Source organism: Pseudomonas sp. BP6 (assembly GCF_017875935.1).
Classification (GTDB): Bacteria; Pseudomonadota; Gammaproteobacteria; order Pseudomonadales; family Pseudomonadaceae; genus Aquipseudomonas; species Aquipseudomonas putida_Y.
Genome location: NZ_JAGINI010000001.1, coordinates 1975474 through 1991168 on the forward strand (window position 1 = coordinate 1975474; position 15695 = coordinate 1991168).

17 protein-coding genes are annotated in these 15695 nt (G+C 61.4%); 10 read left to right on the plus strand and 7 right to left on the minus strand.

Annotated features, from left to right (window positions below):
• Nucleotides 1–33: 33 nt before the first annotated feature.
• The gene (locus J3A98_RS09070; protein WP_176683326.1) at nt 34–912 is read right to left on the minus strand and encodes a helix-turn-helix domain-containing protein; all 879 of its coding nucleotides are present in this window, start codon (nt 910–912) and stop codon (nt 34–36) included.
• 172 nt (nt 913–1084) lie between these two features.
• Between J3A98_RS09070 and pobA the strand changes: the two genes are divergently transcribed.
• The 3 genes from pobA to J3A98_RS09085 all read left to right on the plus strand — a co-directional run bounded on the left by pobA (nt 1085) and on the right by J3A98_RS09085 (nt 5139).
• Complete coding sequence (gene pobA / locus J3A98_RS09075) at nt 1085–2272, plus strand: 4-hydroxybenzoate 3-monooxygenase (RefSeq protein ID WP_209965474.1); 1188 nt, start codon at nt 1085–1087, stop codon at nt 2270–2272.
• 150 nt (nt 2273–2422) lie between these two features.
• Nucleotides 2423–4213 (plus strand): gamma-glutamyltransferase, encoded by a 1791-nt coding sequence (ggt, locus tag J3A98_RS09080; protein ID WP_209965477.1) that lies wholly within the window; start codon nt 2423–2425, stop codon nt 4211–4213.
• Nucleotides 4214–4257: 44 nt separating this feature from the next.
• Entirely contained in the window at nt 4258–5139 is an 882-nt protein-coding gene (locus tag J3A98_RS09085; protein ID WP_209965479.1) for a LysR substrate-binding domain-containing protein, read from the plus strand.
• Between the two features lie 69 nt (nt 5140–5208).
• On the opposite strand, the gene J3A98_RS09090 is transcribed toward J3A98_RS09085, so the two are convergent.
• The gene (locus J3A98_RS09090) at nt 5209–6261 is read right to left on the minus strand and encodes an ornithine cyclodeaminase (protein ID WP_209965481.1); all 1053 of its coding nucleotides are present in this window, start codon (nt 6259–6261) and stop codon (nt 5209–5211) included.
• A 188-nt stretch (nt 6262–6449) separates the two neighbouring features.
• Here J3A98_RS09090 and J3A98_RS09095 point away from each other — a divergent pair, with 188 nt between their 5' ends.
• Nucleotides 6450–6872, plus strand: a complete 423-nt coding sequence (locus tag J3A98_RS09095; protein WP_010954389.1) for an Lrp/AsnC family transcriptional regulator — start codon at nt 6450–6452, stop codon at nt 6870–6872.
• 79 nt (nt 6873–6951) lie between these two features.
• On the opposite strand, the gene J3A98_RS09100 is transcribed toward J3A98_RS09095, so the two are convergent.
• Nucleotides 6952–7551 (minus strand): START domain-containing protein, encoded by a 600-nt coding sequence (locus J3A98_RS09100; RefSeq protein ID WP_176683330.1) that lies wholly within the window; start codon nt 7549–7551, stop codon nt 6952–6954.
• 89 nt (nt 7552–7640) lie between these two features.
• Entirely contained in the window at nt 7641–8477 is an 837-nt protein-coding gene (locus J3A98_RS09105) for a bifunctional allantoicase/(S)-ureidoglycine aminohydrolase (RefSeq protein WP_003247865.1), read from the minus strand.
• A 284-nt stretch (nt 8478–8761) separates the two neighbouring features.
• Between J3A98_RS09105 and J3A98_RS09110 the strand changes: the two genes are divergently transcribed.
• Nucleotides 8762–9445, plus strand: coding sequence for a TetR/AcrR family transcriptional regulator (locus J3A98_RS09110; protein ID WP_004577026.1), 684 nt, complete (start codon nt 8762–8764; stop codon nt 9443–9445).
• Nucleotides 9446–9481: 36 nt separating this feature from the next.
• Here J3A98_RS09110 and J3A98_RS09115 read toward each other — a convergent pair whose 3' ends face one another.
• Complete coding sequence (locus tag J3A98_RS09115; RefSeq protein WP_103444295.1) at nt 9482–10489, minus strand: GlxA family transcriptional regulator; 1008 nt, start codon at nt 10487–10489, stop codon at nt 9482–9484.
• Nucleotides 10490–10650: 161 nt separating this feature from the next.
• Here J3A98_RS09115 and J3A98_RS09120 point away from each other — a divergent pair, with 161 nt between their 5' ends.
• Together J3A98_RS09120 and J3A98_RS09125 are read left to right on the plus strand one after the other, a co-directional pair.
• The gene (locus J3A98_RS09120; RefSeq protein WP_209965485.1) at nt 10651–11121 is read left to right on the plus strand and encodes an FAD/FMN-containing dehydrogenase; all 471 of its coding nucleotides are present in this window, start codon (nt 10651–10653) and stop codon (nt 11119–11121) included.
• Nucleotides 11122–11224: 103 nt separating this feature from the next.
• Nucleotides 11225–11437, plus strand: a complete 213-nt coding sequence (locus J3A98_RS09125; RefSeq protein WP_003247877.1) for a PLDc N-terminal domain-containing protein — start codon at nt 11225–11227, stop codon at nt 11435–11437.
• A gap of 44 nt (nt 11438–11481) precedes the next feature.
• Here J3A98_RS09125 and J3A98_RS09130 read toward each other — a convergent pair whose 3' ends face one another.
• Nucleotides 11482–11808 carry a hypothetical protein gene (locus tag J3A98_RS09130; RefSeq protein WP_176683331.1) on the minus strand — a complete coding sequence of 109 codons (327 nt, stop codon included), beginning with the start codon at nt 11806–11808 and terminating at the stop codon, nt 11482–11484.
• A 345-nt stretch (nt 11809–12153) separates the two neighbouring features.
• On the opposite strand from J3A98_RS09130, the gene J3A98_RS09135 reads away from it, so the two are divergent.
• The 3 genes from J3A98_RS09135 (at nt 12154) to J3A98_RS09145 (ending at nt 14943) form a co-directional block, all read left to right on the plus strand.
• Nucleotides 12154–12576 carry a RidA family protein gene (locus J3A98_RS09135; protein WP_176683332.1) on the plus strand — a complete coding sequence of 141 codons (423 nt, stop codon included), beginning with the start codon at nt 12154–12156 and terminating at the stop codon, nt 12574–12576.
• Between the two features lie 128 nt (nt 12577–12704).
• Nucleotides 12705–13805 carry an RHS repeat-associated core domain-containing protein gene (locus J3A98_RS09140; RefSeq protein WP_245355179.1) on the plus strand — a complete coding sequence of 367 codons (1101 nt, stop codon included), beginning with the start codon at nt 12705–12707 and terminating at the stop codon, nt 13803–13805.
• 265 nt (nt 13806–14070) lie between these two features.
• The gene (locus tag J3A98_RS09145; protein WP_209965487.1) at nt 14071–14943 is read left to right on the plus strand and encodes a DMT family transporter; all 873 of its coding nucleotides are present in this window, start codon (nt 14071–14073) and stop codon (nt 14941–14943) included.
• Here J3A98_RS09145 and J3A98_RS09150 read toward each other — a convergent pair.
• Complete coding sequence (locus J3A98_RS09150) at nt 14940–15659, minus strand: TorF family putative porin (protein ID WP_209965489.1); 720 nt, start codon at nt 15657–15659, stop codon at nt 14940–14942. The two genes, J3A98_RS09145 and J3A98_RS09150, sit on opposite strands and share 4 nt — an antisense overlap.
• Nucleotides 15660–15695: the final 36 nt, after the last annotated feature.

A 15695-nucleotide genomic window follows, 5' to 3' on the forward strand; every position in this document is an offset into this window, starting at 1 on the left:
TTGACGTATACGTCAAGAAGAGGCCGGTATGGATTATTCAGACAACCCCGATCTGCGATACCCATTGGGCGTCTGCCCACTCAAGCGCTTGAACCACCGGGCGAAGTAGGTCGGGTCGGTAAACCCCAGGCTGTCCGACAACTGCCCGATGCTCATCCGCGTGTAGATCAGGTTGCGTCGCGCCTCCAGCAACAACCGCTGGTGCACCACCTGCAACGCAGTCTGACCACTCAGCGTCCGGCACAGCTGGTTCAGTTGCAAGCTCGGAACATTCAGCCGCGCGGCATAATCTTCAACCGACAGATGCTCGCGGTAATGCGCTTCGACCAGGCGCAAGTACTGCCCCAGCAACAGGCGGTCACGTTCATCGCGGTTACGCGGCGCCAGCCCTAGCTGCTGGCGGCGGCTGATCCACACCATCAGCGCGGTCACCAACGCTTCGAGCATCGCCGCGCGAGCCGGGGCATTGCCTTGGTACTCCCGCTGCAAGGTGTCGACCAGGCTGCGCAGGTGCACGCGGTCATGGCCCAGGGGGTAACACGCTGGCTGGGCCAGCACCGTCAGTGGCGCGCCCAGGCGCTGTTCCAGGTTCGCTACAAGGGCGGTACCAAAGGTCAGTACATAGCCCTGGATGTCGGCGCTGAAGCGAAAACCATGCACGGTCATCGGCGGCACTACCTGGATCGCCGCTTCGCCGATGGCACTGCGCATCCCCTCAATCTCCACCTGTGCCTGACCCCGCTGTACATACAGCAGCTGGAACAGCTCGGCATGCTGGTGCGGCTTGATCTCCCAGTGATGCAGGCGGCTGCGCGCCGGGATCGATTCGCAATGCAGCAGGTCGGTACCGGGCCAGGCCTGATTTTCGCCATACAGCTTGAACAACGGGACGCCGGGGAGGGTGGATTTCATCTGGGCTGACCTGTCCGTTAATCGAACGCTTTTCGTAAAAGTGCAGGTTTTTTATGGAATAGCACACTTAAAAAGCGTTTTCTGCCAGTAAAAATGCAATGGCAAACCCTAACAGCAGATGCCGCCCCGCTGCCAGTTCCGGGCCGGTATCGTCCGAACAGAGACAACAACAATGAAAACTCAGGTTGCAATTATTGGTGCAGGTCCGTCTGGCCTGCTGCTGGGCCAGCTGCTGCACAAGGCCGGTATCGATAACATCATCGTCGAACGCCAGACCGCCGAGTACGTACTAGGCCGCATCCGCGCCGGGGTGCTGGAGCAAGGCACGGTCGACCTGCTGCGCGAGGCCGGCGTGGCCGAGCGCATGGACCGTGAAGGCCTGGTGCACGAGGGTGTCGAACTGCTGGTTGGCGGGCGCCGCCAACGTCTGGATCTCAAAGCCCTGACCGGCGGCAAGACGGTGATGGTCTACGGCCAGACCGAAGTCACCCGTGACCTGATGCAGGCCCGTGAAGCCAGTGGTGCGCCGATCATTTATTCCGCCAGCAATGTCCAGCCGCATGAACTGAAAGGCGAGAAGCCCTACCTGACCTTCGAAAAGGATGGCCGGGTGCAGCGGGTTGACTGCGACTATATCGCCGGCTGCGATGGCTTTCACGGCATCTCGCGGCAGAGCATCCCGGAGGGCGTGCTGAAGCAGTATGAGCGGGTTTACCCGTTTGGCTGGCTGGGCCTGCTGTCGGACACACCACCGGTCAATCACGAGCTGATCTACGCCCACCATGAGCGCGGTTTCGCGTTGTGTAGCCAACGCTCGCAAACACGCAGCCGCTACTACCTGCAGGTACCTTTGCAGGATCGGGTCGAGGAGTGGTCTGACGAGCGTTTCTGGGACGAACTGAAAGCCCGTTTACCCGCCGAGGTAGCGGCGGACCTGGTCACAGGCCCCGCGTTGGAAAAAAGTATTGCGCCGCTGCGTAGCCTGGTGGTCGAACCCATGCAGTATGGTCACCTGTTCCTGGTGGGGGACGCGGCGCACATCGTCCCCCCTACCGGTGCCAAAGGCCTTAACCTGGCGGCCTCGGACGTCAACTACCTGTACCGCATTCTGGTCAAGGTGTACCACGAAGGGCGCGTCGACCTGCTTGCGCAATACTCGCCGCTGGCACTGCGCCGCGTCTGGAAGGGCGAGCGCTTCAGTTGGTTCATGACCCAACTGCTGCATGACTTCGGCAGTCACAAGGATGCCTGGGACCAGAAGATGCAGGAAGCTGACCGCGAGTACTTCCTGACCTCGCCGGCGGGGCTGGTGAACATTGCCGAGAACTATGTGGGGCTGCCGTTCGAAGAAGTGACCTGATCTGTCATTGCGCAAACCTGGCAATCACGCAGAGAGCAAGGGCTGCATTGGTCAGCGAATGGCTTGCCGGTAATTACACCAAGGCTTGAAGTCAAGACTGCGTATGACCGACAGTGCTTCGCTGAATAGGTGATGGCAGGATGCATGACGATGAAATATCCCACCCCGCTGATCGGCGCTCTGTGCCTGCTGGTTACCAGTAACTGGGCCGGTGCCGACCAGGTATTACCCGCACCACCGGAACTGGCCTCCGGCTACCGTAGCGGTTTGCAGCCGGTGCACGCCAGCCGGCACATGGTCGCCGCAGCCAACCCGCTGGCCAGTGAAGCGGGGCGGGCGATGCTGCGTGCCGGCGGCAGTGCGATTGACGCCGCCATTGCCATGCAAATGGTACTGACGCTGGTCGAGCCACAGTCCAGTGGGATCGGCGGCGGGGCGTTCATCCTGTACTGGGATGGCAAGCGCGTGCAGGCATTCGACGGGCGTGAGGCAGCGCCTGCGGCGGTGACGGAAGCGCTGTTCCTGCATGCCGATGGCACATCCATGCCGTTCCGGGTGGCGCAAATCGGTGGGCGTTCGGTGGGCGTGCCCGGGGTGCTGCGTGCCCTGAAACTGGCCCACGAGCAGCACGGCAAGTTGCCCTGGCACGCCCTGTTCGCCCCGGCCATCGCCTTGGCACGCAACGGCTTCGCGGTTTCCGAGCGCCTGCACACACTACTGGCCGGGGACCCCTACATTGCCCGCTCACCCGCAATGGCCCGTTACTTCCTGGATGAACAGGGCAGGCCGCTGGCCGTGGGTACGATCCTGCGCAACCCTGAGTTGGCACAGACCTTGGAGCAGATCGCCGCACAGGGGCCCGAGGTGTTCTACGGCGGTGAAATTGCCGAAGCCATCGTCGCCAAGGTGCGTGGCCATGCCAATGCCGGGTATCTGTCGTTGCAGGACTTGCAGCGCTACCAGGCCAAGGAGCGCGAGCCGTTGTGCGGTCCCTACAAGGCCTGGCGGATCTGCGGCATGCCGCCGCCCTCATCGGGTGGGGTGACCGTCCTGCAGACCTTGGGCCTGCTCGAAGCCGTGCAGCGCACCGCGCCGCAACGCGACCTGGCAGCGTTGCGACCGCTGACTACCTCGTCTCCGGCCCGCCTGGAAGCCCCGCCGTTGGCCGTGCACCTGATCGCCGAGGCCGAGCGCCTGGCCTACGCCGACCGCGCTCAGTACCTGGCCGACAGCGACTACGTGCCGGTCCCGGTCAAGGCCCTGACCGATTCTGCTTACCTGGCCAGCCGCGCGGCGCTGATCGGCGAGCACAGCATGAAGCGCGCCGGCCCGGGCCGCCCGCAAGGAGCGGAGCTGGCGCTTGCGCCCGACCGCTCGCCACCGCGCATCTCCACCTCTCACCTCAGCGCGGTGGATGACAGCGGCCAGGCCCTGGCCATGACCACCTCGGTGGAGGCCGCATTTGGCTCGCACCTGATGGTCAAGGGCTTCCTGCTCAACAATCAGCTGACCGACTTCTCGTTCATCCCCCACGAGCACGGCAAGCCGGTGGCCAATCGGGTGCAGCCGGGCAAACGCCCGCTGTCGGCCATGGCGCCGACGTTGGTGTTCTCGCGTGCCACTGGCGAGTTTGTCGCGAGCCTCGGTTCGCCGGGCGGCTCGCAGATCATCGGTTACGTGAACAAGGCACTGGTCGGCCTGCTGGATTGGCAGCTCGACCCGCAGCAGGCAGCCGGCCTGCCCAACTTCGGCAGCCGCAATGCCGGCACTGAAGTGGAAGCAGGGCTGAGCAGCCCGGCGCTGATCCGCCAGTTGGCAGCGTGGGGGCATGAGGTGACACCGATGACCATGACCAGCGGCATGCAGATCATCCAGCGCAGCGGCGAGGGTTGGTCAGGCGGTGCCGATCCTCGGCGGGAAGGAGTGGCCCTCGGTGACTAGCCGTGATAGAACGCAGACTTGCCATTCAGTAGTTGAATACCCAGATGTCTATCAGCGTGAAATCGAATAGGGCCCTGTTCGACCTCGACCTGCTACGCGCCATTGTCGTGGTGGCCGACTGCGGCAGCTTCACCACCGCTGCCGCGCGGCTGCATTCGACCCAGTCGACGATCAGCCAGAAGGTGCGCCGCCTGGAAGACATGGTCGGCCACCGCCTGCTGGTGCGGGGCAACCGTGACGTGCTGCCGACCGACGCCGGGCAGACTTTGCTCGGCTATGCCCGGCACATGCTGGCCCTGAACGATCAGATGCTTGAAGCCCTGGCCGGGGCGATGGTGGGCACCACGGTACGGCTTGGCGTGCCCGAGGACTTCGTGGGCGGGCGTACCACCAATGCGCTGTCGGCATTCAGCCGGCTGCACCCACAAGTGAAGCTCGAAGTGACCAGTGGCTTGTGCCGTGACCTGAGCCAGGCCTACGACAATGGCGAGCTTGACCTGGTGCTGCTCAAGCAGCGGCGCAACAGCCGTGAGGGCGTGGCCTGCTGGCCAGAGCGTCTGCAGTGGATCGACAGCGCGCGCACGCCTGCCTTCGAGCTGGACCCGATCCCGTTGGTCACCTTTCCGCCACGTGGCCTGTATCGCGAGGACATGATCAGCGCCATCGAAGGCATGGGCCGGCGCTGGCGCATCAGCTTTACCAGCTCCAGCCTCAGTGGCATCCAGGCTGCGGTCGCCGATGGCATGGGTATCAGCCTGCTGCCGCCCAGGGCGGCCACCGGTGAGCACAGGGTGTTGGGGGCCGGGCAAGGGCTGCCGGAGGTCGACAGCTATGAGATCGTCATCGTGCACCGGCCGACGGCGGATGTGATGGTCAAGGCGTTGGCCGAGGTGATGACGCAGTTGCTGGCGGGCGGTGGGATCTGACGATCTGGGGGCGATGCGCTTGCACATGACCCAAAGCCCACACACACTTTCGACCAGCCCGATTCAATGTCAGGCAACCCGTCGGATGCGCCTTTTGCCAGCGCGGCCTCGGGTGTGGCTGAACAGGTCTTTCGGGTCGTCCTCAACCCACGGCACCAGGTCGATCTTGGTGCCCATCCCGCGTTTTTCGGCTTGCTGTAGTACGTACCGTAGTACGGTGTAGTCTTCCAGGGCGAAGCCAACCGAATCGAATACAGTGACCTGGCTGTCGCTTTGACGGCCTTCGGTTTCACCGCGCAGCACGCGCCACAGGTCGACCACTGGGAAGTCCGTCGGCAGTTGCTGGATCTCACCTTCGATACGGGTTTGCGGCTCGTACTCGACGAACACTCGGGCGTTGCGCAGTACATCAGCGTGCAGCTCGGTCTTGCCTGGGCAGTCACCCCCCACGGCGTTCAGGTGCATACCGGGCTCCAGCATGTCGGGGGTAATGATGGTGGCGTAGGCCTTGTCGGCCGTCACCGTGGTGATGATGTCCACGCCTTTCACTGCCTCGGCTACCGAGCTGGCCCGGCGGATGGTCAAGCCGCTGTATTCCTTGAGGTTGGCGATAAGCTTGGCGGTGGCCAGCGGGTCGGTGTCGTAGGCGACGACTTCTTCGATGCCCAGGTGCGTGTGGAAGGCCAGGGCCTGGAATTCGCTTTGTGCGCCGTTGCCGATCAGCGCCATCTTGCGCGCGTTCGGGCGGGCCAGTGCCTGGGCAGCCATCAGCGAAGTTGCTGCGGTGCGCAGGGCGGTGGCGATGGTCAGTTCGGACAGCAGCACCGGGTAACCGGTGTCGACATCGGCCAGCACACCGAAGGCCATCACCGTATGCAGGTCGCGTGCAGTGTTGGCCGGGTGGCCGTTGACGTATTTGAAGGCATAGCGGCTTTTGTCGGCGACCGGCATCAGTTCGATCACGCCCACTTCCGAGTGGCTGGCAACGCGCGCGGACTTGTCAAACGCCTGCCAGCGTTTGAAATCGTCCCGCAGGGCAGCGGCAAGCTCGCCAATAAACGGCGCTACGCCAATGTCATGCACCAAGTCCGACATGGTTGGAACATCAATGAAATACGTCATGCTCTTGCACCTTGTTGTTGTGCGCTTGCCCCAGCAACGCGGGGTAAGCGCTTGAGATTATCGAAGTGAAGCCGCATGAACATTTTGATGACAGACTGCGTCAATCGGAAGCATGCAGGTTGTCAGTTTCGTCAGGCTTCTGGACAATCTGCTAACCCAACGTAGCAATCTGATTATTTGGCAGGCTTATGGACACGATCGATCGGGAACTGATTGCACTGTTGCGGGACAACGCGCGTACCCCTGTGCTGACCCTGGCGAAGAAGCTGAAGGTGGCCAGGGCAACGGTGCATAACCGCATCACCCGGCTCGAAGAGCAGGGTGTGATCATCGGTTACACGGTACGTTTGCGCTCCGATGCGCTGGACCAGGGCGTGCGGGCAATCACCAGCATCGGCATCAGCGGCCACCATGCCGCAGAGGTCAAGCACGCGCTGCGCGGGCATCCCAATGTGGTGGCCATCCACACCACCAATGGCCGCTGGGACCTGATGGCAGAGCTGCGCGCCGACACCCTCGAGGCGTTCGACCGGGCGCTGAACGCCATCCGCTCGATCCCGCATATCGAGAATACCGAGACCAGCATCCTGCTTTCGACTTACAAGATGTGACCGCTGAGCCAGGCCTTGGCAGGTGTATTGCGCAAAATACACCTGCCAACCTGCTGTGGGACTGCGGCGTGGCGGCACTTCAAGGTTGGCGCTCAGCCACCGCCCGCAACGTACGCAGCGTGACCACCGCTGTATCCACCATGAACCGGTTGGCCAGCCAACTCGGCACATCCCCGGCAGGGGCGGCCTGCAACTGGTAGGTCACCTCGGTCACCCGTTCGCCCAGTGGCTTCATCCGCCACTTGCCACTCAGGTGCCGTACCCGGATCAGTCCGTCAACCTTGGGGATCCTGTCGGGCTCGGCGCTCAGGTGACGCACCAGGGTACCGTCGGCCAGGCGTTCGCTGGTCACTTTCAGCACGATGTCCCGCGGCCTCGTCGGCCATGGTGGGTTGGTGGTCAGGTACACCCAGGTGCTGTCACCTTCCACATCCAGCAGTCGCATCTGGTCACAGGCATACAGCCACTTGCAGGCTACGCGCAGGTTATCCTGCAGGCCAGTGAGCGTGCGCACGCTGGCTTTCATGGTACTGACACCACGAAACTGCTGGTAGGGCGTGGCGCTTGGGTCCTTCAGGTACACGCGAATGCCTTCGCGGTCGTAGGCCAGGTCCCAGCCATCGGTGGCCAGGGCAGAGGTGCACAGCAGCAAGGTCGCGATCAGCAGGCAGCGGTTCATGGCCGTACCCTGCAGGGGTGGGTGTTTTCAGTATGCGCGGCAAACAGAAAGCCCGCCAGGTTGGCGGGCTTGCGGGCGTCAGCCTGGGCTTAGCGCTTAGGGTTCAGCGTCAGGTGTACGTGACGGTTCACGTCCTTGTACAGCAGGTAGCTGAAGTTGCCAGGTCCGCCGGCGTAGCAGGCCTGCGGGCAGAAGGCGCGCAGCCACATGAAGTCGCCGGCTTCCACTTCGACCCAGTCCTGGTTCAGGCGGTACACCGCCTTGCCTTCCAGCACGTACAGGCCGTGCTCCATCACGTGGGTTTCTGCGAACGGAATCACACCGCCCGGCTGGAAGGTGACGATGTTCACGTGCATGTCGTGGCGCATGTCGGCCATGTCGACAAAGCGGGTGGTTTTCCAGCGGCCTTCGGTGCCCGGCATCTCGATGACGGTGGCGTTGTCGCGGTGGGTGACGAAGGACTCCGGTACATCCAGGCCTTCAACCTTCTGGTAGTGCTTGCGCAGCCAGTGGAAGGTGACGTTGGACTTGCTGTTGTTGCGCAGGCTCCACTCGGCGCCCGGGGCCAGGAAGGCGTAGCCGCCAGGTACCAGGGTGTGGTGTTTGCCTTCGACGGTGATGTCCAGTTCGCCTTCGACGATGAACACCACGGCTTCCGCATCAGCGTCCAGCTCTGGGCGCTCGCTGCCGCCTTCCGGGGCCAGCTCGACGATGTACTGGGAGAACGTTTCGGCAAAACCGGTCAGCGGGCGGGCAATGACCCACATGCGCATCTTGTCCCAAAAGGGCAGGTGGCTGGTGACGATGTCACGCATCACGCCTTTGGGGATGACGGCATAGGCTTCGGTGAACATGGCACGGTCAGTCAGCAGCTCGGTTTGAGCCGGGTGCCCACCGTGGGGGGCGAAGTACGAATGGTTCGACATGGACGATCTCGACTTGTTGTTCTCTCCCCATGCCTTGAACCGCACCGGCCGGTGCGGCGCAGGGGATGTGACCACAGAATAGGGGCGAGCGCGGGCCATCCACAAATTAAATGTTGGAATACCCGGTATTAGAATGATGAATGCTGACTTGGCGCCCCACGTGCTGTTCCGGCAGCTGGCCACCGCGGCCATACATCATGCTTACCCGACCAACAGCGCGCTTCCCTGCATGGCCGCGCTAACGGATAATCCCCCACATTCCAATAAACAGCCTGTGAGTGGGTATGAGTGATTCCGTAGTCGGCCTCGGCCAGCCTGAAACCGAAGGGGTGCGCAAAACGCGCAAGAACAACCCTGAGAAAACACGCGAGGACATCCTCCAGGCCGCCATCAACGAGTTCGTTCAGCAAGGGCTGGCCGGCGCCCGCGTCGACGCCATCGCCGAGCGCACCGCCACTTCCAAACGCATGATCTACTACTACTTCGGCAGCAAAGAGCAGTTGTATTGCGAGTGCCTGGTGAAGTTGTACGGGGATATCCGCAAGACCGAGCAGAGCCTGGACCTGGAGTCGTTGCCGGCTGAGCAGGCGATCCGCCGGCTGGTGGAGTTTACTTTCGATCACCACGACCGCAACGTCGACTTCGTGCGCATCATCTGCACCGAAAACATCCACTATGGCGAGTACGTCAAGCAGTCGCCGGCCATTCGCGAAATGAGCAGCCTGGTGCTGGAGGCCTTGGGCAACACCCTGCGCCGTGGCGTTCAGGAAGGCGTGTTCCGCGCTGGCATCGAGGTCATCGACCTGCACATGCTGATGAGCTCGTTCTGCTTCTACCGGGTGTCGAACCGCCATACGTTTGGCGAGATCTTCCAGATCGACCTGTCGGATGAGCAAATAAAACTGCGCCACAAAGCCATGATCTGTGATGCGGTATTGCGGTATATCCAGCTCGAGCCGCGTACCTGAGATTGCTCGAGCGCCTGGGCTGACTCGAAGCCTGGGTCACTCGCCCAGCCGTTGCTCGCGCGACGGCGGGTAGCCGAAATACGCCGCATAGCATTTGCTGAAGTGCGACACCGAGACAAACCCGCAGGCCACTGCCACTTCCATCACCGACAGGTCGGAATACTGCAGCAGCCGGCGGCTCTTGGTGATGCGCAGCTCCATGTAATAGCGCCGGGGCGACGTGCCCAGCTGGGCCTGGAACAGGCGGTCGATCTGCCGCCGCGAGCGCCCGCTATAGGCGGCCAACTGGTCGAGGCTGAGGGTTTCCTCCAGGTTATTTTCCATCAGCTCGACAATGGTGCGCAGGTGCAGGCTCATGGACTTCTTCGCCCCTGGACCCACCTGGCGGTAGCGCGCTCCGGAAAATGACAGGATTTCCTCGACGCCTTCGGCCAGGCCATCACCGTACAGCCGGCGCACCAGGCCCAGCATCAGCTCCATGGCGCCATTGGGGCTGGCGGCGCTGAGGCGGTCACGGTCGAGGGTGAAGCTGGCCGGGGTGATGCGGGTTTGCGGGCTGCGTTCGGACAGGCTGGCGCGTTGCTCGGGGTGGATGCTGCAACCGTAGTCGTCCAGCACCCCGGCGCGGCCAAGGAACCAGGCGCCGTTCCACAAGCCGCCCAAGGCCATGCCGTGGGCCGCGCAATCGTCCAGCAGGCGATCGAGTTCCGGGTACTTCAGGGGGGTGCGCAAGCCGCCACAGACCACCAACAGGTCCAGCTCCTTCAGTGCCGCAGCGGACAGCTCGGTGGCTACCAGCTCCAGCCCCAGGTCGCTGAGCACCCGGTCTCCGTCCAGCGACAGCGGAGTGAACTGGAAACTGTCGGCACGTAGCAGGTTAGCCGTGACCAGCACGTCCATGGCCACAGTGAAACTGGCCATCGAGAAGTGTTCGAGCAGGATAAAGTCGACCCGATAGGGCGCCTGGACATTGGCGCTGCTTGTTTTCAGCCGTAGCATGTTGCTGGTGCTGGTCTTTTTGCTGAACTGGCGTGGCGTGGGCACTCTGGACTCCGCTTCCTGGCTGGCCCGCAGAGTGTGGACGGTGCCCGGAGGAAAGACAATCTCCCTGGTGGCTGTGTCGTATTACAGGTCGTGTTCAGGCAAACCAGCCTTTCCTGGTGCTTTACCGCTATGCTGACCTCCCGTCATTGAGGATGCCCCTGATGAGATATGCCGCTGTCGTGTTGCTTAGCCTGTTGCCGTTTCTGGCCAACGCCCTGGAGCAGGGCGACAAGCTCGCCCCGTTCACGCTGCTCGACCAGTACGACCAGGCCTACAGCCTTGCTGCCGACACGCAGATTCTGCTGGTGGCGCGCGATATGGACGGTGCCAAGCTGGTCAAGGCGGCACTGGCCGAGCAGCCCAAGGGCTACCTGGAAGCACGCGCCGCTGTATTCGTGGCCGACATTCAGCGCATGCCTGCGCTGATCAGCAAACTGTTCGCGGTCCCGGCCATGCGCGATTACAGCTACCGGGTGCTGCTCGACCGTGATGGGCGAGTGGCCAGCCGTTACCCCGGGCAGGAGGGCCAGGTGCAGTGGTTGCAACTGCAGCAGGGTGTGCTGGTCAGCCAACGGGCGTTCACCGATGCAGCGGCGTTGAAGGCTGCACTGGAGAATGCACCACGGCAATGAGGCCCTATCGCCGCGCCTGCAAAGAGGCGCGGTGAGTCAAATCAATCTGAACCCTCAGCGCTTGCAGCAACCCAACCCAATACATGCCATTGGGAGAGCGCTCATGGAAATCGGTACGATCTGGATCATCATCGCGGCCTTGGTCATCCTGCTGGAGATCTGGGCCATCTGGCACATCATCGGCAGTGAACGGCGCGCTGAGCGCAAGATGCTGTGGATCGTCTTCGTGGTCTACGCGCCATTCCCCGGTTTGCTGTTCTGGGCCTGGCGCGGGCCGCGAGCGGTGAAGGGCAGGGCGGTGTTGCAGGAAAAATGACGGTTTGCGGCCTCGGGCGCGGGGGCGCCTGAGGCCGTCGAGGTTCATTTGGGCAGGATGTTGAAACGCATGGCAGGGCCCAGCCCGTCCACCATCAGGCAGCCGTAGAACTTCACGGTAGAGAGTACGCGCAATTCCTTGAGCGCGTCATGGATGTAGTCGCGGACCAGCTTTTCAGCTTCCCGCTTGCGGTCAGCGAGTGTAGGGCCTTTGAGCGTGAGCACGCCAAGCAGTGTGGTTTCAATGTGCTCGACGGTGTCCAGGCCGAGCTTTTCCCGTAGGTGCAGACGCGCCTGTGCCGCATCGGTTTCGTCGTCTGGAGCGTTGTGCGGCTTGATGGTATAGGCCAGCTGAAAATCAAATTTGCTCATGGGTTTTTCCTTGTTGGTTAAAGGCCTCCATGCCGGGCTTTGCAATCTTGGCTCTGTACGAAAAGCCTTGATACTTGTTCATGGTGCGTTGAAAACAGCCTCGGAATGCTCATGTACTCCAGTACAGTCGGGCGCGACCCCGGCCGTTCCTCGGCTGTTTTCGCCTTGCCTGACCTGCATCTCAAGACTTTTCGTACAGAGCCTACGGCCTTACAGCCTCCGCGCAAACACACGCGTGGTTCTGACATGACGATGCTTTGTACGAATTCTCCTACTTTATGCTTGACCTCGAGTTAACTTGAGGTCCGATACTCCGACGCTCTTCCAACCGAGCGAGGGCTTGTCGTGACCCCATCAAGCGCATTCCAGCTGAGCAACCCCGAAGGCCTCTACGACCCCAGTGGCAACGCCTACTCCCATGTCGCCGAAGTGCGCGCTGACAGCCGTCTGCTGTTCATCGCCGGTCAGGGTGGGGAGGATAGCCAGGGCCAGTTGTCACCCTTGTTCGCCGAACAGGCCCGTCAGGCGTTGGCCAACCTGGAACTGGCCCTGGCGTCGAAAGGTGCCAGCCTGGCCCAGGTGTTCAAGCTGACCCTGCTGGTTGTCGAGCACTCCGAAGCGCGCCTGCAGCAATGGGTGGCCGAGGCCGACAGGGCCTGGGGGCGGCACATGAAACCGACCTGCACGCTGATACCGGTGCCCCGGCTGGCGCTGGATGGCATGCTGGTGGAAGTCGAAGCCGTAGCCGCCGTCTTGCTCAAAACCTGAAAAGCCGGCGCGGGTTTACCCGCGAACACCGGCGTAGCCGGTGCCATAAGGCAGTGCCCTGTTAGTTTTACCAGTTGTTTTATCTGTATCAGCGCCTAAGATTCAGAGCGACATGCGGGAGCTAACAGATGGTCGACTCTGAAAGAACTACGCACTTTTTCTTGCAACAGGATAAAGTTCATACAGCTTTATCGGGTACATCAGCCATGGTGTGCGTTAGAGCGCAACCTGAGGTATTAGCCGAAACGCGGCTAGAGCAAGAATCTACACGCACGGCGTTATTGGCTACAGACGTAATGCAGACAGTGGTCGTGGTCAAATCTCAGGCGCAGGGTGAGTCGGTTGCCTACAATGCTTATGGCTATAACACCCCCCATGACATTCCTCCGCACCGGCCAGCATTCAATGGGCACTTGCTGGTGAACAGCCAGTATTTACTCGGCAATGGCTATCGCAGCTATAACCCTGCCTTGATGCGTTTTCACAGTCCGGACAGTTTCAGCCCCTTTGGCGCAGGTGGATTGAACTGTTACGCCTACTGTATGAACGACCCGGTCAACTTCAGTGACCCCGATGGGCATTCACCAAGATTGAGGTCAAACAGCCTGCCCGGGCTCAAGTCGGAGGTGAAGATGAATAGCATTGTGTCGGGGAGGGTTGAAAAAAGGCCAAGACGTAGTAGCGAAGGCTTTCACATGTCGTCATCGCTCATGGATGAAACAGTGCAAGACATATTGAATGGGCAGCCGGGTTGGAACACCTCAGGTGCACCTGTACAAGGTAGCCTGCAGCGTGGTCAGGCATCAAGCTCTGGTCAGGTAACGTCATCCTCGATGGCTGGTATGAGAGCAGGAAAAGGCACGGTGGCTTCGGACTCCTGGATCTATAGGCGCCAGGAGCTTAATAATACCGATATTGAAGAACTTAGGAACTTCAATGCTAAGAGTAGGCATGTTTTTTGGGGTTTGGATCTAGAGAAATCACATGAGCTGCGAGTAATTGCGATCGATGCTCTTGCTGCTGGGATTAATGTGCGGGGAGCGCTTAGGGGTAGTAAACTTCAGCCGGCGCATTCAACGGCTGACAGGGTTGCAGATAATATTTCACGTGCACTCCGCAGAATTCGTGATAAGAGGGGGCAACCAGTTGGCGTTCTGATTGATGTTGTAGTGGTCAGCGGGTCTGGGTACTCTATTGCAGCAGGTGGGGGCGAGTATATTTACGTTTAGTCAGGTTTCAGACAGCGCGTAGAGCGAATTTTTGTGTTGGGGGCATGCATAGAATCGCGAAAGTTTTAGGTACGCGCTGTACCGGTGGAAGCAACTGTCTTGCTCAAAACCTGAAAAGCCGGCGCGGTCGCACGTAGGCGCGGGTTTACCCGCGAACACCGGCGTAGCCGGTGCCATCCTGCACGGTGGATTCTTCCTTGTATATCGGTGCCGGTCCTGACTAAATGCCGCTATAACAACAATCCCGCTCAGAGGTGACCACACCATGAGTACAGGCACGACAACGCTTACTGACCGCAAGACCAGAGCCTGGCTTTGGCCTGCCCTTTTCAGTCTGGTGGCGTTTGCCGCCAACTCGGTGTTCTGCCGGCTTGCGTTGAAAGACGGGGCTATCGACCCGGTATCCTTCACCGTGGTACGCCTGGCCAGTGGTGCGCTGTTTCTGTGGGTGCTGATTCGCCTGCGCAAACCGGTGCAAACCATGGGCGGCAGTTGGTGGGGCGGCCTGGCCCTGTTCCTGTACGCGTTCCTGTTTTCTGCGGCGTACCTGCAACTGGGCGCAGGTGCAGGGGCGTTGTTGCTGTTCGGTGCTGTACAGATCACCATGTTCGGCTTTGCCTGGTACAGGGGCGAACACATCACGGTACGCATGCTTCTGGGCATGCTGATCGCCTTTGCCGGCCTGCTGGTGCTGCTGTTGCCCGGTGCTTCGGCACCTTCGTTGGCCAGTGCCTTGCTGATGGCCCTGTCCGGGGTGGCCTGGGGGGTGTATACGCTACTGGGCAAAGGCTCGCCCAGGCCGCTGGCCGACACTGTCGGCAATTTTTCCCGCAGCCTGCCTTGCCTGGTGCTGCTGCTACCGATGCTGTTGCTGGGTGCCGGCCCGCACCTCACACCGCTTGGCTTGTTGTATGCCTTGGGCTCCGGTGTGCTGGCTTCTGGCGCAGGCTATGCCGTGTGGTATGGCGTGGTCAGGCAGGTCAGTGCACAACAGGCGGCGACCCTGCAGCTGAGTGTGCCGGTGATTGCCGCACTGGGCGGGGTTGCCCTGATCGGCGAGCCGCTGTCGTTGCGCTTGTTGATCGCCTGTGCGGTGGTGTTGGGCGGCATTGCCCTGGCGCTGGCACCGCGCCGTTAAAAGAAGTTGCGCTGGGCCTTGAGGGTGACCACGCTGTCGCAATAGGTGTTGATACCTGAGTACGCATCGCAGCCGTCACCACTCAAACTCGAATTGCTGTAGATCAGGTTCAGGTCGATGCCCAGCCAGGGCCGCGACAACTCCAGCGACCAATCGGAAAAGGTATTCACCTGGCTGCCATCACCAATGGTGAACGGTGTGCCCAGGCGGTGGTGGGCGAGTTTGACGCTGAAGTCGACGTCGAACATCGGCAGATGGCCGAAGTCGGCGAACAGCGTGCCCGTGCGGTTGTCGGGGTTGTCACGCAGTGCTCCGCCGAAGCGGCTGCCCAGCACCGAAATACCCCCATACAGGGCGTAGCTGTCGGGGCCTGCGATATTTGGCTGACTGTAATGGATCAACCCTACCTCGTAGCCCAGGCTGCTGTCGAAATGGTGCTTGTAGCCAAGGTAGCTGTCCAGGCGCAGGGTCGAGTTGGGAGTGACCCCCATGCTTGGGGCGTACTGGCCCAGGTACCAGCCATTGGGGTGGCTAAGGTCGAGCCCGCCATGGAATGCGCCGACGGCGCTGGGTGAGATAAGCCCTTGCGCCATGCTGCGCGAGGGAGTGGTGCCGAGTGTAAAGTCGAAATCGCCCAGTTGGCGTTTCATCTGCTGGGCTAGCGACACGGAGCTGAAAAGCAGCGCAGCACTCAGCAACAGAAGGGGCCTGATCATGGTCTCCGTCCTGGAAGGCTTGCGGTTAAGCGGTAG